Below are 18,647 nucleotides of genomic sequence, written 5' to 3' on the forward strand. Positions count from 1 at the left end.
CGTCACGTGGCGTGTCGGCCGGTGTCGGCCGTCTTCGGGTGCCCACTCGAGGGAGGGGAGCCCTTCGTAGGGTGGGGGAATGCGCGTCGTCGTCCTCTCCGACACCCATGCTCCTCGCCACTGGAAAGTGCTGCCTCTTGCGCTGGAGGAGCCCCTGCGGGAGGCCGATCTCGTCCTCCACGCCGGTGACGTGTGCACTTCCGACGTGCTCGACGACCTCGCCGAGTTCGCGCCCGTCCGTGTGGTGCTCGGCAACAACGACGGCCCGGACGTCGCGGCGTGGGGTGCGCCCGAGACGCTCGAGTTCGAGCTCGAGGGCGTGCGGATCGCGATGATCCACGACGCGGGCGCCAAGCAGGGCCGGGACCGTCGGATGCGCCGCCGATTCCCCGACGCCGACCTCGTCGTCTTCGGCCACTCCCACATCCCGCTCGACGAGCCCGACGGGGCCGTCAACCTCTTCAACCCCGGCTCACCCACCGACAAGCGCCGCCAACCCGCCGGCACCTACGGCGTCCTCGACCTCGCCGAGGGCCGCGTGCAGACCTCCCTCCATCCGCTCCCGCCCACCACGGCGAGGGCGTCGGTGCGGAGGTGACCGCCGCCCGGGGTCGGTTCCGCCTCCTCTCGTAGGAAGGACCTCGCCCGCGCACAGCGCCCTCATGGGTTTCCCCTCGACGGTGAGGACATCGCATCGTTCCTCCCGGGCCTCGCTCGGGGACACCAGAGGAGAACCCCCGTGACCCACGCCCCCCACACCGACCCCCACAACGACCCCCACAACGCCCCCTACACCGACCCTCGCTCCACCTGCGGTCCCGACCCCCGGGACACCGACGGGGCCTCACCCACCCGGTCGGCGACGGCTCCGGCGGTCACCCCTCCCCGTTGGTCGGGGAAGAAGACCGCGGTCGTCGCCGCGCTCGCCGTCTCGTTCGCGTCGGCGGGCACGATCGCGGCCGCCGCGACCCTTCCCTCCGGGACGGGGGCGTCCACCGGACCGGGTATGCACGGCCCGCAGCAACCGGGCACGGGGCCCGGTGCCGGCGCGATGCCCGGTGGGGTGCCCGGTGGAGTGTCAGGTGGAATGCCCGGTGGTGGGTCTCGGATGCCCGGTGCCCCCGCGGGTTCCGGCGCCCCCGACTCGTCCTTGCAGGACGGAGGCGCCCAGACGTCGCTGCACGACGCCGGGGTCCGGCCCTCCGCGGTCGACCAGGTCGACTCGTCACCGGCGGGACAGCCCTCGGCGGGTGCGTCGTCGGATTCGTCGACAGGGGCGGTCTCATGAACACCCTGATCGTCTCGGTCCTCGGTTCGCGTCGCCGGAAGCGCTCGCCGCGGGCGGAGGTGCCGACGTCCGGGAGGCCTCGACGCTCTCGCCCGGCACCGCCCTCGACATCGGCTGCGGCGAGGGTGCCGATGCCCTCTGGCTGGCCGAGCACGGGTGGGCGGTGACCGCGGTCGACGTCTCCCGCGTAGCCGTCGATCGGGGGCGTGCCCGGGCGGAGCGACTCGGGCTCACGGTCGACCGGCAGGTGGCGGACGTCGCGCAGGTCGAGGGGCGGTTCGACCTCGTCATCGCGTTCTGTCCGGTGCTGCACACAGACTCAGGAGTGTGGGAGCACGTGCTCGACCGCGTGGCTCCCGGCGGAACCCTGCTGTTCGTCCACCATCTCGACGTCGACCGGGAGCGGGCGCGTGCTCACGGGTTCGACCCGGACGCTCTCGTCGCCCCGGCGGACGTGCCCGCCACGGTGGGTGCGGGGTGGCGGATCGAGGTCGACGAGGCCGTCGACCGCGAGGTCATCGAGGGTGCTGGGGCTCATGACCACCGCGACGGCATCGTCCGGGCCCGGTTCCTCTGAATCCCTCTCTGCTCGCCCCCGGCTCCGCCCTGGCCGGCGCGGTGGGGCGAGACGCGGCGGGGCCGCACCTCTTGTCCGAGGTGCGGCCCCGCTCGCGTCACAGGGGCATGGTGCGGGCGGTCTCCCAGAGCCGCCCGCCGATGCGGCGTCCGAGGACGGCTTCGATGTCGCGCGCGGCGGTGTCGGCGTCGACGCCGATGAGCCGGGCGTAGGCGAGCGCGACCGACGGGGTGCGGTGGAACGCCGCGACGCAGTGGAGCAGCACGGTCTCGCCCTCCTCCCGCAGCCGCCGGACGGTGCGGGCGGCGTCGCGGAGCGTCCACGCGAGGTCGGCGTTGCCGTCGGGGGAGTCGGAGTCGACGAGCCACACCTCGACGTGCTTGCCGGTGGCGGACGCGGCGGCGGCGATGTCGGCGGTGCCCACCCGCGAGAGCGACACGACGGCGGTGGCGCGGGGGTCGGCGACCTGATCGAGGTTGGCCTCGGTGCCGAGGAGGACGCCGGAGTCGGCCGGGTGGGGCACGGCGAGGGGACGGTTGAAGCCCGTCCGCATGGTCTTGCGCTGCGGCCAGGCGCCCTGCTCGCGGGTGGCCGTCGCGAGGGCGAGACCCACGAGATCGCGTCCGCGCAGGTGGGGCCAGCCGTGGACGCGGCGGGCGCGGTCGGTGGGCAGCCCCGACACCCCGTACCGCGCGCCGAGCAGCGCGCCCGCGATCGCCGCGACGGTGTCGGTGTCGTCACCGATCGCGATCGCCGTCTGCAGCGCGTCCTCGACGTGGTCGGCGCCGTAGGCCTCGCGCGAGCCCGCCGTCGCGTGGATCGCCGCCCACGCCGCCTGGAACGCCGTGACCGTGTACCCGTTCGGGGCGAACTGCGACGGCGTCCACGTCTCCGCCTCGTCGATCCACGTCTCCCACTGCCCGCGCCGTTCCTCGGGCAGGAGGTCGAGCCCGGCACGCACGTCGAGGCGCCGCTCGATGACGGCGACGCGCACCGCCTCCGACCAGAGCACGCACGAGTCGACGCAGCGGGAGTCGGCGTGAGTGAGGGCGGCGACGGCCGCGGCGGCGCGGGCGGTGCGCTCGCGGTCGTCGAGGGCGACGAGACCGACGACGCCGGTCCGCATGAGGGCGCCGTTGCCGGCCTTGTCCTGCGCGGCGGCGGCGTCGGAGAGCTGCCGCATGCGGGCGAGGACCGCGGCCGAGGCGTCGTGGGGGAGCGTCGCGACATCGCGGAGGATCGCGCCGATCTGCATGCCGACGTCGGCGGGGTCGTCGTCGATCCACTCGACGAACCCCTGCGCGACGGCGGCGAGGGCGTCGTCGCCGGTGAGGTCGGCGCCCGTCGCGGAGACGCGCGCGATGCACGCGGCCATCGCCGTGTCGTCGGACCACTCGCCGGGTGCGAAGCCGCCGAGGCCCCCACCGATCAGCTCGGCGTGGCCGGGGACGAGTGGCGCGCTCCCGAACTCGTACGGCACCCCCAACGCGTCCCCGATGGCCTGCCCGAGCAGCACCCCGGCCGCCCGATCCGTCTGTGCCGATGTCAGCCTCATCGCGTCTCCTCCTGTCGTCGGCCGCCCACGCGGCGAACGGGTGGTGGGACGACCCTCGGGCGGTCCCCTCACCCGTGATACCCCAATGCCGCGGATGTCACGTGTCACCCCTGCGTCGACGCCCCCGGAACGACGCCGACGGGTGGACCCATACGCCGTGCGTGGGTCCACCCGTCCTCTCGGACGCCGGTGCGCTCGCCGGGTCAGGCCGCGGCGAGCCGGCGTTTCCGTGCGGGTGAGAGGGCTCCGTCGGCGTCGGCGATCGTCGGCACGACGTCTGTCGTCTCCTCGTTCTCGGGGAGGAAGAACCCGCGGTCGCCGTGGCCGGGGTCCATGCTGCGGCGTAGGACGAGGAACTTCGTCACCGTGGCGAGGACGTTGGCGAGGCCGACGACGAGGGTCCGCAGGCCGGTGCCCGCGCCGGGGGTGAGCCCGTCGAGGAGCCTGAGAGCCGCCGCGCCGAGCGCCCAGAACAGCGCGAAGACACCGAGGCCCTCCACCTGCTGCCGCCACACGCCCTCCCGGCCCGCGGCCTCGAAGGTCCACCACCGGTTCGCCGCGGTGTTCGCGACGGTCGCGAGCAGCAGCGCGACCGTGTTCGCGGCCTGCGCGCCGAGCCCGGCCGCATCGAGGGAGGCGAATACCCCCAGGTGGAAGGCGGTGCTCGCGACCCCCACCCCGGCGAACCGGGCGAGTTGTCGCCCGAGCCCGGAACGCAGCCGCCCACGCCCGAGGTCGGCGGCGATCATCCCGGTGGGGATCTCACCCCGTGCGAGCGACCGACGCATCCGCGCCACGCCGCGCAGGTCGTCCAGGGCGGTCCCGACGACGTCGACGCGGCTGTCGGGGTCGTCGAACCAGTCGACGGGCACCTCGTGGATACGCAGGTTGCACCGTTCGGCGAGGACGAGGAGTTCGGTGTCGAAGAACCACGTCGTGTCCTTCACGTGGGGCAGGAGGGCGCGGGCGACGTCGGCGCGGATCGCCTTGAACCCGCACTGGGCGTCGCCGAACCGCGCCGACAGCGATGTGCGCAGCACGAGGTTGTAGCTGCGGGAGACGAACTCGCGGTATCCACCGCGGACGACCCGGGAGCCGTTCGCGAGCCGGGAACCGATGGCGAGGTCGCTGTGCCCGCTCAGCAGCGGCGCGACGAGTGGCCACAGGGCGTCGAGGTCGGTGGAGAGATCGACGTCCATGTAGGCGAGTACGGTCGCGTCGGAGTCGAGCCACACCTGCTTCAACGCCCGTCCGCGCCCCTTCTGCGTCAGGTGCACCGCGGTGACCTCCGGGAACTCCCGGGTGAGCGCCTGCGCGACCTCCCAGGTGGAATCGGTGCTCGCGTTGTCGGCGACGGTGATGCGGAAGGGGTAGGGGACGTACGTCGCGAGGTGCGCATGGAGCCGCCGTACACAGGCGGCGAGGCTCCCCTCCTCGTCGTACACGGGGATCACCACGTCGAGCACGGGCGTCGCGGTGGATGTCGGTGCGGGCGACGGGTCGAGACGTCGGGCGGTCATGTCGGTCACCTCAGTTCGTGGTTGTCGTGCCGGTCGTGCCGGTCGTGGTGCTGGTGGTCGTCGGGCTCAGCGGCTGGGTGAGGTCGTAGAACGTCGCGCCGTCGATCGTCACGGCGGTGTAGTTCGCGGTGACCCACGCGGTGATCTTCGCGGCGGTGCCGGTGCCGCCGATGCCGGGGCCGGCGCCCTGGCCGCTCGCGGCGAACCAGTGGATCCGCCCGTTCGCGACGTACCACTGGAACTGCGCGAGCTTCGGCGAGGGGTCGGAGCCGTTGAATCCGCCTATGGCCATGACGGGTTCACCGCTCGCGAGCTGCAGGCCGGCGGAGTTCTGCGACCCGATGGCCGCCGCCGCCCACGTGTAGGAGTCGGCGTCCGCCTGCAGCGCGGCGACGACCTCCTCGCTCGGGGTCCCGGCGTTCAACAGGCCACCGAGGGCGCTGCCGCTCTGCGCCGTGCCGGTCGTGCTGCCGTTCGAACTCGACGACCCCGTGGTCGCGCCGGTCGTGCCGCTGGAGCCGGTGGACGCACTGCCCGCGGCGGCCGTGCCGGTCGAGGTCGACGATCCCGTGGTCGACCCGGTGGCGCCGCGTGCCTGCGGTGGGGTGCCGCCGCCGGGGCCGCCGCCCGCGCCGCCGGGGCCCATGCCGCTGGTCGGGCCGGCGGTGACGATGGAGCCGCTGTACCCGTGGCTGACGGTCGAGACGGAGTAGGCGGTGGGTCCGGCGAGGCTTGCGAGGAGCGCCCCGGCGAGCACGACGGGGACGAAACGCCGGTGCATGCGCTCGGTGACGAGGAGGAGCAGCGCGCAGCTGAGCCCGAGGGTGAGGACGACGTACCGCAGGGGCCCGTAGGCCTGGTCGGCGACGCGGGTGAGGAGGACGAACCCCCATACGGAGGCAGCGGCGGTGGCGACCGAGAGGGTCACCGACCCCCAGCGGACGTCCTGGGAACGGACGCGGCGCCAGGCGTCGACGGCACCCACGCCGACGAGCGCGGCGACGGCGGGCGCGAGGGCCACGGTGTAGTACTCGTGGAAGATGCCGGCCATGAGCGAGAACACGAGCCCGGTGACGACGAGCCACCCGCCCCACAGGAGGTAGGAGACGCGCCGCAGATCGGTGCGGGGTGCGCGGCGCGTGACCCACAGCCCGACGGCGAGGAACACGAGGGCGGTGGGGATGAGCCAGGAGATCTGTCCGCCGACGCTGCTCGAGAACAACCGCAGGATGCTCTGGGTGCCGGAGTTCGGTCCGACGCTCCCGGCCTCGTCGCCGTTGATGCGGCCGAGGCCGTTGTAGCCGAAGGTCAGGTCGAGGAAGCTGTTCGTCTGCGACCCACCGATGTACGGGCGCATCGAGGCGGGGAGCAGTTCGACGATCGCGACCCACCAGCCGCCCGCGACGAGCATCGCGGCGAGGCCACCGAGGCTGTGCACGACGCGGTGGCGCAGGGTCGTCGGGGCGCAGACGAGGTAGACGAGGCCGAGGACGGGCAGCACGAGGAACGCCTGGAGCGTCTTGGTGAGGAACGCGAACCCGAGCAGCATCCCGACGAGCGCGAACCGCCGTCCGCAGGCCTTCTCGACCGCGCGGAGCATCGCCGCGGTCGCCGCCGTGAGCAGCAGGACGAGAAGCGCGTCGGGGTTGTTGAACCGGAACATGAGGGTCGCGACGGGAGTCACCGCGAGGACGAGCCCCGCGAGCAGTCCGGCGACGTGTCCGCCGTGGCGCCGCACCGCGGCGTAGAGGATCGCGACGGTCCCGACGCCCATGAGCACCTCGGGCACGAGGATCGCCCACGGGTTCAGCCCGAACAGTCGCACCGAGAGGGCCATGACCCACAGCGAGGCGGGCGGCTTGTCGACGGTGATCGAGTTGGCCGCGTCCGAGGACCCGAAGAACATCGCGGTCCAGCTCTGCGACCCGGCCTGTACGGCGGCGGAGTAGAAGGAGTTGGCGTACCCGTTCGCGGAAAGGCCGTAGAGCCAGAACGCGAGGGTGCCGAGCAACAGCGCCGCGAGGGAGACCTTCTCCCAGGTGGGCCACGTGCGGAGGCCGGAGTGAGCGGAAGCGGCGGGCGTCGCGCCGGAGCCTCCCGCGGTGGTGCTCGTCGCGGCGTCGGGCGTGACGGAAGCCTCTCCGGCTCCCGCCGCACGGCGGAGTCTGGGTCGAGGGGTGAGGACGTCACGGGTGCGGGCGAGAACTCCACACGAGCGTGCGTCCGCCGGTACGAGGGCGGTGTCGGTGACCATGTCCTCGACGATCCGCGCGAACCCTATGGGGTTCCTGTGTCACCCCTGTCGCCCGGGAATGGCTCCACCAGGACGGCGAACTCCTCCTGCTCGGCGTGGCCTTGGTGTCCGTGACCCCCGGTCACCGCCACCTCATCCCCACCCGGCCCGGCCACCGTCGGCATGCGCACCCGGACGCCGGCCGAAGAAACGCCGAAGGCCGGCCACCCGGAGGGGTGACCGGCCTTCGAGAGCGGAGGACGTCAGGCGTCGAGGCGCTTCTTGAGCCCGTCGAGCTCGTCGCGGAGCTCCTGGGGGAGCTTGTCGCCGAACTGGGCGAACCACTCCTCGATGAGCGGGATCTCGGCCTTCCACTCCTCGACGTCGAACTTGGTGGCCTGCTCGAGCTGGCCCGGCTCCATGTCGAGGCCGTCGACGTCGAGCGCACCCTCGGCGGGGACGGTGCCGATGGGCGTCTCGACACCCTCGCCGGTGCCCTCGAGACGCTCGACGACCCACTTGAGGACGCGGCTGTTCTCGCCGAAGCCCGGCCAGGCGAACCCGCCGTCCTCGTCACGACGGAACCAGTTGACGAGGAACACCTTCGGCATCGCGTCGGCGTGCTCCCTGCCGAGGTTCACCCAGTGCTGGAGGTAGTCACCGGCGTTGTAGCCGATGAACGGCAGCATCGCCATCGGGTCGCGGCGGACGACACCCACGGCACCCGCGGCGGCGGCGGTCGTCTCGGAGGAGACCGTCGAACCGATGAACGTGCCGTGGTTCCAGTCGCGGGCCTCGGTGACGAGCGGGATCGTCGTCTTGCGGCGACCACCGAAGAGGATCGCCGAGATCGGCACGCCGTTCGGGTCGTCGAACTCGGGCGCGGTGACGGGGCACTGCGTGATCGGGGTGCAGAACCGGCTGTTCGGGTGGGCGGCCTTGTTCTCGCTCTCCGGCGTCCACGTGTCGCCGCGCCAGTCGATGAGCTCGTCGGGGGCCTCGTCCGTCATGCCTTCCCACCAGACGTCGCCGTCCAGGGTGCGCGCGACGTTGGTGAAGATCGAGTTGCCCTTCTCGATCGCGTGCATCGCGTTCTGGTTCGTCGGGTAGCCCGTGCCGGGCGCGACGCCGAAGAGGCCGTTCTCCGGGTTGACGGCGTAGAGCTTGCCGTTACGGAAGCGCATCCAGGCGATGTCGTCGCCGACCATCTCTGCCTTCCAGCCGGGGATGGTGGGCTCGATCATCGCGAGGTTCGTCTTGCCGCAGGCGCTCGGGAACGCGGCCGCGATGAAGTGGACCTTGCCCTCCGGGGAGGTGAGCTTGAGGATGAGCATGTGCTCGGCGAGCCAGCCCTCGTCGTGGGCCATGGCCGAGGCGATGCGCAGCGCGTAACACTTCTTGCCGAGGAGGGCGTTGCCGCCGTAGCCGGAGCCGAAGCTCCAGATCATGCGCTCCTCGGGGAAGTGGGAGATGTACTTCGTCTCGCTGCACGGCCAGGCGACGTCCTGCTGACCCTCGGCGAGCGGGGCGCCGACGGAGTGGAGGCACTTGACGTACGGGGCGTCCGTCTCCTCCATCTTCTCGAGGATCTTCGAGCCGATGCGGGCCATGATGCGCATGGAGCAGACGACGTATTCGCTGTCGGTGAGTTCGACGCCGTACATCGGGGTGTCGGATTCGAGGTGGCCCATGACGAAGGGGATGACGTACATCGTCCGGCCCTTCATGCACCCCCGGTAGAGGTCGCTCATGATGCCCTTCATCTCGTCGGGCGCCATCCAGTGGTTCGTCGGGCCGGCACCCTCGGCGTCCTTGGTGCAGATGAAGGTGCGGTCCTCGACGCGTGCCACGTCGGCCGGGTCGGAGGTCGCCCAGAAGGAGTTGGGCTTCCTGTCGAGCTTGACGAAGGTGCCCGCGTCCACGAGCTTCTGCGTCAGGCGGTCCCACTCCTCGTCGGAGCCGTCGCACCAGACGATGCTGTCGGGGGTCGTGAGGGCGGCAACCTCCTCGACCCAGGCCGCCAGCTCCTTGTGGCTGGTGCCCCCTGTGGTGGGAATGTCCGTCGAGGTCGTCGTCATGGTCACGCCATCCCTTTCGTGGTCTCTCCGATGAGTCACGTCGTGTTCAGCCTAGGCGTGGCGGTCGCGGATGCACCCGCCGTCCCGGCTGCACCCCCGTTGAACGTCCACGTTGTGGACAGGGGTGAGGATGATCACGGTAATCGGCGGGGCTCTGCCGCTGGGCGGTGGGAGATGACGGACTCTCCCCCCCCGGTGTGAAACAGATCACTCGCGGGGTGGAGGGGTACAGGCCGCCGTGATCGTGGCTCAGAGGGCGGGGTCGGAGGCTCGTGGGTGTTCCGATGGGGGTGCGGTGAAGGTCCTCCGACCACCCGATTCGCATTCGACGACCGAGGCGGGTACAGTCTCACGACGTCGCCTCAAGCGATGAGCGCCCGTAGCTCAACGGATAGAGCATTTGACTACGGATCAAAAGGTTAGGGGTTCGAATCCCTTCGGGCGCGCCACGGTAGGACACGTGTGAAGCCCCGATCGGCTCGCCGATCGGGGCTTCACACGTGTCCGGGGCCGTCCTGTCGGTCGTGCGAGGACGTCGCACCCCGGGGCCCCTCGGAGGTGGGCGAGGGCGGCGGTAGTGATGCTGCGGGCGTCTCCTACGCTCCCCGCATGGCTCGTCCACTCCCTCACCCCGGTACGGGTGCACCGTTCGACTCCCCGGTCCCGCCGGGGACGGGGTGGCCGGGGGATCTCGCGGGCCCGGGCACCCCGGTGGCGGGGAACGCGACCGAGGTGACGCGTCTCGCGTCCTCGGCCGCGACGATGGCGGAGCTCGACGAACGGGTGAGCGTGTGTCGGGCCTGCCCGCGTCTCGTCGCCTGGCGGGAGGGTGTCGCGCAGAGCAAGCGTGCCTCCTTCGCCGACGAGCCGTACTGGGGCAGGCCGGTGCCGGGTGTGGGGACGGCGTCGCCGCGCGGCCTCGTCGTGGGGCTCGCGCCCGCCGCGAACGGCGCGAACCGGACGGGCCGCATGTTCACCGGGGACCGTAGCGGGGAGTGGCTCTACGGGAGCCTTCATCGGGTCGGCGTCGCGGACCGCCCGGAGGCGCGCCACGCGGGCGACGGTCTCGATCTCGGCAGGGTGCGGATCACGGCCCCCGTCCACTGCGCCCCGCCCGCGAACATGCCGACGGCGGAGGAGCGGCGGACGTGCTCGGTGTGGCTCGACCGTGAACTGGCGCTCGTGGCGCCGACCCTGCGGATCATCGTCGCGCTCGGCGGCATCGGGTGGACCCAGACGCTCGCCGCGGCGCGCAGGCTCGGGTGGGACGTGCCGCGCCCCGCGCCCAGGTTCGGGCACGGCGCCGGGGCGACCCTCGTCGCCGGGGATCGGACGGTGCGCCTCATCGGCTGCTACCACGTGAGCATGCGCAACACCCAGACCGGCCGTCTCACCCGCGAGATGCTCGACGACGTCCTCTCCCGCCTCCGCGAGGAGCGTCCGTGACGATCTACCGGGCCACCGTCCTCGACACCCCCGTCGACGAGCGGGCCGTGTGGGAGCGGCCGGACGTCCTGCGGGTCGAGAGCGACGCCGCGATCGTCGTCCGGGACGGGCGCGTCGCCGAGCGCGGGCCGTGGACGGACATCCGCGCCCGCCGTCCGCGCGAGGACGTCGTCGACCTGCGTGAGGGCGTCCTCCTGCCCGGGTTCGTCGACGCCCACGCCCACGCGGCGCAGGTCCACGTCCTCGGGCGCCCGGGGATGCCGTTGCCGCAGTGGCTCGAGGAGTGCGCGCTGCCCGAGGAGGAACGGCACGTCGATGTGCGAGCGGCCCACGCGGCCGCCCACGACGCGGTGGCGACGATGCTGGCCGCGGGGACGACGACCGCGCTCGTGTTCGGATCGCATCTCGCGGCCGCGACGGAGGCGTTCCTCGACGCCGCGGTGGCGGGTGGGTTGCGCGTGACGGCCGGGCCGACGTTGGCGGACCGCGGGGTGCCGCCCACCCTCCGCGTCACTCCCGCGCAGGCGTTGGCGGAGGGGCGGGACCTCCTCGGTCGCCGTCACGGTCGTGACGGGGTGCGGTACGCCGTGGTGCCCCGGTTCGCGCCGGCCTGCACCGACGACATGCTCGCCGTGTGCGCCGAGCTCCAGGGCCTCGCGCCGGGGGTGTGGACGACGACCCACGTGAACGAGGCCCCGGACGAGATCGCCCAGGTGCGGGAGCTGTTCCCGGGCGATCCGCACTACGTCGGCGTGTACGACCGCCACGGTCTCGTCCACGAGAGGTCCGTGTTCGCGCACTCCGTCCATCCCGGACGGGCCGAGCTCGACGTCCTCGCGGCGCGGGGCGCCCGTGTGGCGCACTGCCCGACCTCGAACGTGCGCCTCGGCAGCGGACTGTTCCCGCTGCGGCGGCATCTCGATGCCGGGGTACGGGCGGCGCTCGGTAGCGACATCGGGGCGGGTGCGGGGCTCGGCCTGCTCGCCGAGGCGCGAGAGGCGGCCGCCGTGCAGCAGCTCAGTTCGGACGACGGGGTCACGCTCACGCCGGCCCGCCTGTTGTGGCTCGCGACACGGGCGGGTGCGCTCGCGTTGGGCGAGGAGGAGGTCGGCGACCTGTCCGTGGGGCGGTCTTTCGACGCCGTGTGGGTGCGTCCTGCGGAGGGGAGTCTTCTCGCGCGGCTCCTCGCCCACGCCGACGACGCGACGGACGCTCTCGGCCGTGTCGTCACCCTCGCGGGTGCGGCGGACATCGCCGGGGTGTGGACGCGGGGTGCCCGGGTCGTCCCGACGTGTGCGGAGCCGCCGGGACGATGACGGCGGGGGCACCGCGCGCCCGATCTCGGCCGGGTCCGACCGTGGGGGCGCGCCCGTCGTCGACGGACGCGCCCCCACGACGACCGGGTGGCCGCCTTGCCGGTGGTCGTGACGAGACGGGCGGTGGGGATCAGGCGAGTTCGGCCAGGACCGCCGGGATCTCCCGCAGGAGCTCGCGGGCGAGGAACCCGGTGGAACCCACCTGCGCCGCGAGACGCTCGCCCGCGCGGCCGTGGGCGTACGTGGCCCAGCAGGCGGCCTGCTCGGGGTCGGCGCCGCGGGCGAGGAGGCCCGCGATCGCGCCGGCCTTGACGTCGCCGGAGCCGGAGACGCCGAGTCCGGGGCTGCCGCCCTCGTCCCGCCAGGAGCGCCCGTCGGGGGTGACGATCCACGTCATCGCCGTGCCGGAGGCGACCGTCGCCCCCGTGCGGCGGGCGAGCTCGGCGGCGCCGGCCCGGGGGTCGTCCTCGTGGTCCTCACCGAGGGTCTGCGAGAGCTCGCCCACGTTGGGGGAGAGGACGGCCTTGCCCTCGAGGTGGGCGACGCCGTCGAGGTGGTCGGTGAGGTAGGCCATGCCGAGCGCGTCGATGACGACGGGCACGTCGAGCTGCGGCACGACCTTCTCGAGCAGCGCGGACGCCGCCCTCGGCGAGACGATGCCGGGGCCGAGGAGGACGGCCGCGCAGTCCTTCGCGAGCTCGACGATCTCCTCGGCGGCCGAGACGGCGATGTCGCCGCCGTCGTCGACGGGGAGGGAAGCGACGCCGGCCTCGGGGACGGCCATCGCAAGGGGCACGGCGATCGTGCCCGGGACGGCGCACTGCAGCTTGCCCGCACCGCCACGCAGCGCGGCCTCGGCGGCGAGGAGCACCGCGCCCGGCGTCGTCGCGTGGCCACCGACGACGAGGACCCGCCCGCGGGTCTCCTTGTCGCCGTTGGGGTCCGGAGGCGGCCAGCCCCGCAGCTGGGAGGAGGTGATGACGACGTCGTCCTGCGTCTTCGTCGACTCAGACATCATGGTCTCCCGCATGCTTGGGGGCCTCGTGGGTGCGGGGCGCATCGGCGAGGTCGCTCGCGCGGGTGTCCGCGTACGTCGACAGCTCGAGGCCGCCGGTCTCGCCGCGGTGGTAGATCGTGCGAGAGCAGTTGGCCATCGGCGTGTCGGTGTCGATGCCGAGGAGGGTCTCCTCGTCGAGGGACTCGATGACGAACCGGAAGCTCATGATGACGGCCTGGTGGCTGAACACCCAGACGCGCTCGCCGTCGTACTCGCTGCGGATGTCCCCGAGGACGCTCCGCACACGCAGGGCCACGTCGGTCCAGCTCTCGCCGCCCGGCGGGCGGTAGTAGAACTTGCCCTCCCGGCCTCGACGCTCCGCCTCCTCGGGGAACTTCTCGCGGATGCCGAGCCCGGTGAGCCCGTCGAAGATGCCGAGGTCGCGCTCGCGGAGGCGTTCGTCGACGACGATCTCGTCGACGAGGGGCGACTCGGCGAGGGCGATCCGCGCCGTCTCGAGCGCGCGGCGGTAGGGGGAGGCGAGGACGATGCCCGGGCGCTCCTCCTCGGCGAGCTCGGCGAGGACCCGGCCCATGCCGGCGGCCTGGCGGCGGCCGTTCTCGGAGAGGGGCGTGTCGGCGTCACGGGTGTCGATCTGGAGGACCCCCGAACCCTTCTCGCGGGCGAGGCGGTCGGCGACGTTTCCCGCGCTCTCGCCGTGTCGGACGAGGACGAGTTGGCTGGGACACCGGCGGTGTCCGGCGGAGATGTCACTCATGTCGGGGAACTTACCCGCCTGGGCGGGGATTCATCCGACGACGCGGGCGGGGTGCATCCGGCGTCGTGGGCACGTGCTCCCCGTCGCGCTCGCCGACCCGCGCGGGGCGATGGGACGAGGCGACCGGGCGGGCGTCCTCAGGCGTCGGACCGGGGGCGACGGTCGAGCCCGAGGAGGCGGCCGAGGTCGCCGACGACCTGCGTGACGTCGTGGAGCGTCTCCTCCGCCTCGTAGACCTCGGGTCGCGCCGCGGGCGGTGTCGTGCCCGGGGGGCCGGGGGTGACGACGACACCGTGGTGGGTCGCGGCCTCCATGGTCCGGGTCGGCAGCGGGGCGGGCGTGGGGTCGGCGGCGGGCCGGTCCGCCGGTGGCGTGGCGGCCGTGGATCCGGTGCGCGACGTGGGGCGTCCGGCGGCACGTCCGGTGCGGGGTGCCTCGGGCGTCGGACGCGGGATGCGGGGGGAGAGGAGCCGGGCGACCCGACCGGGGTGGACCCGGTAGGCACGGTCCCAGGGGTCGACGCGGCGGGTCTCGGAGTCGCCTCCGAGGCGGAACCCCAGGAGCGGCAACGCGCTCACGGCGACGGCCGCGCACGAGGAGGCGACGACGAGGACGTCCGTCGAGGACCGCGCGAACAACGCCCCGACGGCGAGCGCCGTGACGCCGACGGCGAGGAGCGCGAGGGCCACCGGGTGGGTGCGTTCCGCGTCGCGGCGGGACGTGAGCGCGTCGACACCGTGGGCGAGGACGACGCAGCCGGCGGCGACGAGACAGTAGAGAAGCGCGTCGGCGGCGTGGCCGATCACAGGGGCCCCTCTCGTCGTGCGGACGACGTGCGAACTCGGTGTCGTCCCCTCATCGTCCGGACCGTGCCGGGGCTGACCGTTCCCGGACGTGCGCCTCGGAGGCGCTGGGGCGCAGACCGATTCGCTGCATACGTCCGGGTCTCTCGGCGCGGGGGCGCAGGGGGCCGGTGCTCTACCCTGGCCGTATGGCCGACCCGCGCTCACTCCACGGACTGACTTTCGCGATCAACGCCGGCGAACACGGTGACGTGCTGGAGTTCTACACCCACGTGTTCGGCCGAGGTGCCGACACCAAGCCGATGGACGACTTCCTCGAGTGGCAGGTGTGCGAGGGGGCGTGGCTCCAGATCTCCACCGGCCATGAGCGTCCCGGTGGCAACAATGCGCGGGTGCGGTTCGAGGTCGAGGACATGGACGTCGCCGTCGCCCGCCTCGGCGAGGCGCGGGTGCCCTACGGCGAGGTCGTCACCGTCCCCGACGTCGTGCAGTTCGTGAACTTCTCCGACAACTGGGGCAACGCGCTGGGCTATTACCACCTCTTCGCGCCGCGGCCGCTCGTCACCGAGGAGGAGCGACTCCTCCAGCAGCTCGACATGCGGGTGCGCACCGAGCGTCGCCGCGTCTACGAGCAGGGCGGCGACCCCGGCGAGGTCGACATCGACGCGATCCGGGCGGAACTCGGCCTGCCTCCGGAGAACGCGTCGCGCCGCCGGCCCGAGTCCGGCGCGTCCGCCTCGCCGGAGGTCTGAGGCAGACCGCTCCGCCGCCGCACTTCGGCGACCCCGGCGCGCCGGGGGTGGGGTCAGCGACGTCGACGGTGAGGACCGTGGTGGTCCTCGTCCCACGGGTCGATCTCGGCGCCCTTGCGGGAGCTGTAGAGCGTCTCGGCGTAGTCGGGATCGCGGTGGCCTCGACCGGTGCGGTGGTCCTCGACGGGGTTGCGGCCGTGTGCACGGCGAGGGTGGGGCCGGTCGAAGCTCTCGGTGTCGGGGTCGTCCCCGCGGTCACGCACGACGACGCCCCGCAGCGCCGGTCGTGACGTGGGGTCGTCGTCCTCGTGCTCCTCCGCGTCCCATGCGTCCTCGTCGTCCCGGGCGTTGCGGCCGAACGCCCACCACCGGCGTCGACGGCCCGCACGTCCGCCGTGACCGACGCCGGCGAGGTCGTCGATGTCGCCGAGGTCCCCGACGTCCTCCGGGTCGTCGGTCGCCGGCATCCCGTCCTCCTCCTCGCCGGTCTTGAAGATCGTGCCGACGATGCGGAGGTACGTGGCGTTGGGGTCGGGGATGAAGTGGATGTCGGAGAGCGCCTGATCCTGGCCCGCGCTCTCGAGGATGAACGTGCCGTAGCCGAGGATCCGCCCCATGACGGAGCGGCGGAAGGTCATGTCGGTGACCTTGCTGAGCGGCAGCATGTCGACCTTGCGGATGATGAATCCGTAGATGAGCAGCAGACGTTGGTCGGTGGCGACGAACCATTCGTCGTTCCACTCCCACACGCTGATCGCGGCCCGACCGAACACGACGAGCCATCCGACGAGAAGCGCCTGCACGAGGCCAGCCGGGGCGCCGGCGGCGAACGCGAGACCGATGAGGAGCAGCGTGCCGGCGGCCGTCGCGAGCGGTTCGGCGATGGCGAACCAGTGCCGGTGGGTGGCGACGACGACCTTCTCACCCGCGGTGAGGTACTTCTCCAGCCGGTGTTCGCCGACCATCGGAACCCCCTCCGTGCGTCAGAACGCCGTGAGCAGTTGGTCGAAGAACGTCGCGATGGCGTTGAGGCCGTTCACGATGATCTCCCAGATCGTGACGATGATGTCGGCGGCCTTGTTGGGGGAGGTGAAGATCGCCCACAGCACGAAGATCCAGAAGATCCACGTGAACACCTTCTTGATCGAGGGGGGCATCGATCTCCTCGCTTCCGGGCGGGTCGTGGACGAGTCGGGGGTGCCGGGCCGGGGGCCGGGTCGGAGGTCGCCGTAGGGCGGTGGCCGGGGTGCCCCACGTCATCGAACCACATGGGGGCGGGGCGAGGGGAGTTCGGCGTCGCGGCGCGCCGGGAGGCGGGTCCTGCGTGACGGCGGGCGATCTCGCGTCGGGCCGACGACGACGTCAGGTGTCGGGGCGGAACGACGCCGCGCGAACGACGGCACCCGGCGTGCGGGGCGCCGTCGTGACGACGGCCCGGCCGTCGGGAGGGGCCGGGGTGTCGCGTCGCGTCTGCTCAGACGACGCCGTAGATCAGACGACGCCGTAGAGGCGATCGCCCGCGTCGCCGAGGCCGGGGACGATGTAGCCGTTCTCGTCGAGCTTCTCGTCGATCGAGCCGAGGACGAGCGTCACGGGGATGCCGAGCGAGTCGGCGGTCTCGCGGACGGCCTCGATGCCCTCGGGGGCGCCGAGGAGGCAGACGGCCGTGATGTCGTCGGCGCCGAGGTCACGGAGGAACTCGAACGCCATGACGAGGGTGTGGCCGGTGGCGAGCATCGGGTCGATGACGAAGACCTGACGGCCGTGGAGGCTCTCGGGGAGGCGGTTGGCGTAGGCGGACACCTCGAGCGTGTGCTCGTCGCGCACCATGCCGAGGAACCCGACCTCGGCGCTGGGCAGCAGCCGCGTCATGCCCTCGAGCATCCCGAGCCCCGCCCGGAGGATCGGCACGATGACCGGCTTGGGGTTGGCGAGCTTGATGCCGGAGGTCGGTGCGACCGGCGTGTTGATCTCGAAGGGTTCGACCCGCACCTCCCGGGTGGCCTCGTAGGCGAGGAGTGTGACGAGCTCCTCCGCGAGACGCCGGAACGTCGGGGAGTCGGTGCGCTCGTCGCGCAGGTAGGTGAGCTTGTGTTTGATGAGGGGGTGGTCGGCCACGTGCACGCGCATGGGGGAAACTTAGCCGGTGGACCTGGATGTGCGTGGCCTGCCCCGGATGCCGGGCACGGCGGAGTTCTTCCCGTGGCTCCGGGAGGCGCGTGCGCTCGCGGCCGAGTGCGTCCCGCACGGGGATGTTCCGGTGGGGGCCCTGGTGGTCGACGCCGACGGGGTCGTCCTCGGCCGGGGACGCAACGTGCGTGAGGAACTCGGCGATCCCGCGGGCCATGCCGAGGTCGTCGCGATGCGGGAGGCGGCCGCGACGCGGGGGGCGTGGCGCCTCGACGGCTGCACCCTCGTGGTCACCCTCGAACCGTGTGCGATGTGTGCGGGTGCTCTCGTCCAGGCCCGCGTCGACCGCGTCGTCTTCGGTGCCTGGGACGAACGAGCGGGAGCATGTGGATCCGTGTGGGACCTCGTCCGCGACCCCCGGGCGCTGCACCGCCTCGAGGTCGTCGGCGGCGTCGAGGCCGACGCGTGTGCCAGGCCCCTGCTCGACTTCTTCGCCGCACGCCGTGCCGGGCGTGCCGAGGGACGCCCCGACGTCTGAGCGGGACGGCGACGTCCGAACCGGCGACCGCGACCTCGTCCGTGTCGGCGCCGTCCCGGCCCGCCCCGGTGTGATCACCGATGTCGGGCCACGCGGTCGGGGGCGAGGGCGACGTCGGCGTCGGCGTCGGCGTCGTGGAGCCTGCCTGCGACGCCTCGTGTCGGGAGGGGGATTTCGCAGCCCCGTTCACGCTCTTGTAAGGTGGTCCACGGTGGCGTGTCCGAGCGGCCAAAGGAGCACGCCTCGAAAGCGTGTGTGGGGGCAACTCCACCGTGGGTTCGAATCCCACCGCCACCGCCGCTCTCCCGCAGTTCGGGAGACATTGCGAGCCCCCGCCGGATCACCGGTCGGGGGCTCGCGTCGTTCCCGGCGCGGGGTGGGGCGTCAGTGCCGTCCGGCCCGCGCCCGCGGGGTCACTTGTCGGACTTCTCCGCGGCCTTGTCGTCCTCTTCGGGCTCGAACGACGAGTCCTTGCCGACGGTGCCGCCGGCGCCCTGCTCGTTGAGCTCGTCGAGGTCGGTGTTCTGGTCCTTGGGCTGCTCTGACATTGCTGGACTCCTCTCGCGGCGGAGCACCGTGGTGCCTCCGGTCGGCCTGGGTGCGCGACGCGCACGTCGCGTCCCCGTGAGTCTAGGT

17 protein-coding genes and 2 tRNA genes are annotated in these 18,647 nt (G+C 72.6%); 8 read left to right on the forward strand and 11 right to left on the reverse strand.

The window, feature by feature from the left end:
* Positions 1–79: 79 nt before the first annotated feature.
* Together MOPEL_RS15395 and MOPEL_RS15405 are read left to right on the forward strand one after the other, a co-directional pair.
* Entirely contained in the window at positions 80–598 is a 519-nt protein-coding gene (locus tag MOPEL_RS15395) for a metallophosphoesterase family protein (RefSeq protein ID WP_009760628.1), read from the forward strand.
* Between the two features lie 652 nt (positions 599–1,250).
* Positions 1,251–1,865 (forward strand): class I SAM-dependent methyltransferase, encoded by a 615-nt coding sequence (locus MOPEL_RS15405; protein ID WP_051992346.1) that lies wholly within the window; start codon positions 1,251–1,253, stop codon positions 1,863–1,865.
* Positions 1,866–1,962: 97 nt separating this feature from the next.
* Here MOPEL_RS15405 and MOPEL_RS15410 read toward each other — a convergent pair whose 3' ends face one another.
* From MOPEL_RS15410 to MOPEL_RS15425, 4 genes are all read right to left on the reverse strand, one after another.
* The gene (locus tag MOPEL_RS15410; RefSeq protein ID WP_009760631.1) at positions 1,963–3,420 is read right to left on the reverse strand and encodes an ADP-ribosylglycohydrolase family protein; all 1,458 of its coding nucleotides are present in this window, start codon (positions 3,418–3,420) and stop codon (positions 1,963–1,965) included.
* A 203-nt stretch (positions 3,421–3,623) separates the two neighbouring features.
* Positions 3,624–4,940, reverse strand: coding sequence for a bifunctional glycosyltransferase family 2/GtrA family protein (locus MOPEL_RS15415; protein ID WP_009760632.1), 1,317 nt, complete (start codon positions 4,938–4,940; stop codon positions 3,624–3,626).
* A 10-nt stretch (positions 4,941–4,950) separates the two neighbouring features.
* On the reverse strand, positions 4,951–7,194 hold the full coding sequence (locus MOPEL_RS15420) for an ArnT family glycosyltransferase (RefSeq protein WP_009760633.1): 2,244 nt from the start codon (positions 7,192–7,194) through the stop codon (positions 4,951–4,953).
* Positions 7,195–7,436: 242 nt separating this feature from the next.
* Positions 7,437–9,251, reverse strand: coding sequence for a phosphoenolpyruvate carboxykinase (GTP) (locus MOPEL_RS15425; protein ID WP_009760634.1), 1,815 nt, complete (start codon positions 9,249–9,251; stop codon positions 7,437–7,439).
* Between the two features lie 373 nt (positions 9,252–9,624).
* On the opposite strand from MOPEL_RS15425, the gene MOPEL_RS15430 reads away from it, so the two are divergent.
* The 3 genes from MOPEL_RS15430 to MOPEL_RS15440 all read left to right on the forward strand — a co-directional run bounded on the left by MOPEL_RS15430 (position 9,625) and on the right by MOPEL_RS15440 (position 12,013).
* Positions 9,625–9,700, forward strand: a tRNA-Arg gene (locus MOPEL_RS15430).
* A 160-nt stretch (positions 9,701–9,860) separates the two neighbouring features.
* Positions 9,861–10,697, forward strand: coding sequence for a uracil-DNA glycosylase (locus tag MOPEL_RS15435; protein WP_040634941.1), 837 nt, complete (start codon positions 9,861–9,863; stop codon positions 10,695–10,697).
* Complete coding sequence (locus tag MOPEL_RS15440) at positions 10,694–12,013, forward strand: guanine deaminase (RefSeq protein WP_009760636.1); 1,320 nt, start codon at positions 10,694–10,696, stop codon at positions 12,011–12,013. Before MOPEL_RS15435 ends, MOPEL_RS15440 begins: the two co-directional genes overlap by 4 nt.
* Positions 12,014–12,143: 130 nt before the next feature.
* On the opposite strand, the gene MOPEL_RS15445 is transcribed toward MOPEL_RS15440, so the two are convergent.
* From MOPEL_RS15445 to MOPEL_RS15455, 3 genes are all read right to left on the reverse strand, one after another.
* Positions 12,144–13,028 (reverse strand): NAD(P)H-hydrate dehydratase, encoded by an 885-nt coding sequence (locus MOPEL_RS15445; protein WP_245544807.1) that lies wholly within the window; start codon positions 13,026–13,028, stop codon positions 12,144–12,146.
* Entirely contained in the window at positions 13,021–13,788 is a 768-nt protein-coding gene (locus MOPEL_RS15450; RefSeq protein ID WP_009760638.1) for a histidine phosphatase family protein, read from the reverse strand. Before MOPEL_RS15450 ends, MOPEL_RS15445 begins: the two co-directional genes overlap by 8 nt.
* 137 nt (positions 13,789–13,925) lie before the next feature.
* On the reverse strand, positions 13,926–14,594 hold the full coding sequence (locus tag MOPEL_RS15455; RefSeq protein ID WP_009760639.1) for a hypothetical protein: 669 nt from the start codon (positions 14,592–14,594) through the stop codon (positions 13,926–13,928).
* Between the two features lie 185 nt (positions 14,595–14,779).
* Between MOPEL_RS15455 and MOPEL_RS15460 the strand changes: the two genes are divergently transcribed.
* Positions 14,780–15,343: a VOC family protein gene (locus MOPEL_RS15460; protein WP_141631398.1), complete on the forward strand. Its 564-nt coding sequence runs from the start codon at positions 14,780–14,782 to the stop codon at positions 15,341–15,343.
* Between the two features lie 53 nt (positions 15,344–15,396).
* On the opposite strand, the gene MOPEL_RS18200 is transcribed toward MOPEL_RS15460, so the two are convergent.
* The 3 genes from MOPEL_RS18200 to upp all read right to left on the reverse strand — a co-directional run bounded on the left by MOPEL_RS18200 (position 15,397) and on the right by upp (position 17,473).
* The gene (locus MOPEL_RS18200) at positions 15,397–16,308 is read right to left on the reverse strand and encodes a PH domain-containing protein (RefSeq protein ID WP_009760641.1); all 912 of its coding nucleotides are present in this window, start codon (positions 16,306–16,308) and stop codon (positions 15,397–15,399) included.
* Between the two features lie 18 nt (positions 16,309–16,326).
* The gene (locus tag MOPEL_RS17900; RefSeq protein ID WP_009760642.1) at positions 16,327–16,500 is read right to left on the reverse strand and encodes a hypothetical protein; all 174 of its coding nucleotides are present in this window, start codon (positions 16,498–16,500) and stop codon (positions 16,327–16,329) included.
* A 334-nt stretch (positions 16,501–16,834) separates the two neighbouring features.
* Entirely contained in the window at positions 16,835–17,473 is a 639-nt protein-coding gene (gene upp, locus MOPEL_RS15470) for a uracil phosphoribosyltransferase (RefSeq protein WP_009760643.1), read from the reverse strand.
* Between the two features lie 16 nt (positions 17,474–17,489).
* Here upp and MOPEL_RS15475 point away from each other — a divergent pair, with 16 nt between their 5' ends.
* Together MOPEL_RS15475 and MOPEL_RS15480 are read left to right on the forward strand one after the other, a co-directional pair.
* Positions 17,490–18,011 (forward strand): nucleoside deaminase, encoded by a 522-nt coding sequence (locus MOPEL_RS15475; RefSeq protein WP_009760644.1) that lies wholly within the window; start codon positions 17,490–17,492, stop codon positions 18,009–18,011.
* 210 nt (positions 18,012–18,221) lie between these two features.
* Positions 18,222–18,308 (forward strand) — tRNA-Ser (locus MOPEL_RS15480).
* A 116-nt stretch (positions 18,309–18,424) separates the two neighbouring features.
* Here MOPEL_RS15480 and MOPEL_RS18810 read toward each other — a convergent pair.
* Positions 18,425–18,559, reverse strand: a complete 135-nt coding sequence (locus MOPEL_RS18810) for a hypothetical protein (RefSeq protein ID WP_281023940.1) — start codon at positions 18,557–18,559, stop codon at positions 18,425–18,427.
* Between the last annotated feature and the right edge of the window lie 88 nt (positions 18,560–18,647).

Origin of the sequence: Mobilicoccus pelagius NBRC 104925 (assembly GCF_000247995.1) — a bacterium.
In the GTDB taxonomy this organism is placed as follows: Bacteria; Actinomycetota; Actinomycetes; order Actinomycetales; family Dermatophilaceae; genus Mobilicoccus; species Mobilicoccus pelagius.

Excerpts from the sequence above, each read along its gene's own strand:
- MOPEL_RS15395 (WP_009760628.1), top strand. The coding sequence starts at position 80 with ATGCGCGTCGTCGTCCTCTCCGACACCCATGCTCCTCGCCACTGGAAA.
- MOPEL_RS15410 (WP_009760631.1), bottom strand. The coding sequence starts at position 3,420 with ATGAGGCTGACATCGGCACAGACGGATCGGGCGGCCGGGGTGCTGCTC.
- MOPEL_RS15415 (WP_009760632.1), bottom strand. The coding sequence starts at position 4,940 with ATGACCGCCCGACGTCTCGACCCGTCGCCCGCACCGACATCCACCGCG.
- MOPEL_RS15420 (WP_009760633.1), bottom strand. The coding sequence starts at position 7,194 with ATGGTCACCGACACCGCCCTCGTACCGGCGGACGCACGCTCGTGTGGA.
- MOPEL_RS15425 (WP_009760634.1), bottom strand. The coding sequence starts at position 9,251 with ATGACGACGACCTCGACGGACATTCCCACCACAGGGGGCACCAGCCAC.
- MOPEL_RS15435 (WP_040634941.1), top strand. The coding sequence starts at position 9,861 with ATGGCTCGTCCACTCCCTCACCCCGGTACGGGTGCACCGTTCGACTCC.
- MOPEL_RS15445 (WP_245544807.1), bottom strand. The coding sequence starts at position 13,028 with ATGTCTGAGTCGACGAAGACGCAGGACGACGTCGTCATCACCTCCTCC.
- MOPEL_RS15450 (WP_009760638.1), bottom strand. The coding sequence starts at position 13,788 with ATGAGTGACATCTCCGCCGGACACCGCCGGTGTCCCAGCCAACTCGTC.
- MOPEL_RS15460 (WP_141631398.1), top strand. The coding sequence starts at position 14,780 with ATGGCCGACCCGCGCTCACTCCACGGACTGACTTTCGCGATCAACGCC.
- MOPEL_RS18200 (WP_009760641.1), bottom strand. The coding sequence starts at position 16,308 with ATGGTCGGCGAACACCGGCTGGAGAAGTACCTCACCGCGGGTGAGAAG.
- MOPEL_RS17900 (WP_009760642.1), bottom strand. The coding sequence starts at position 16,500 with ATGCCCCCCTCGATCAAGAAGGTGTTCACGTGGATCTTCTGGATCTTC.
- upp (WP_009760643.1), bottom strand. The coding sequence starts at position 17,473 with ATGCGCGTGCACGTGGCCGACCACCCCCTCATCAAACACAAGCTCACC.
- MOPEL_RS18810 (WP_281023940.1), bottom strand. The coding sequence starts at position 18,559 with ATGTCAGAGCAGCCCAAGGACCAGAACACCGACCTCGACGAGCTCAAC.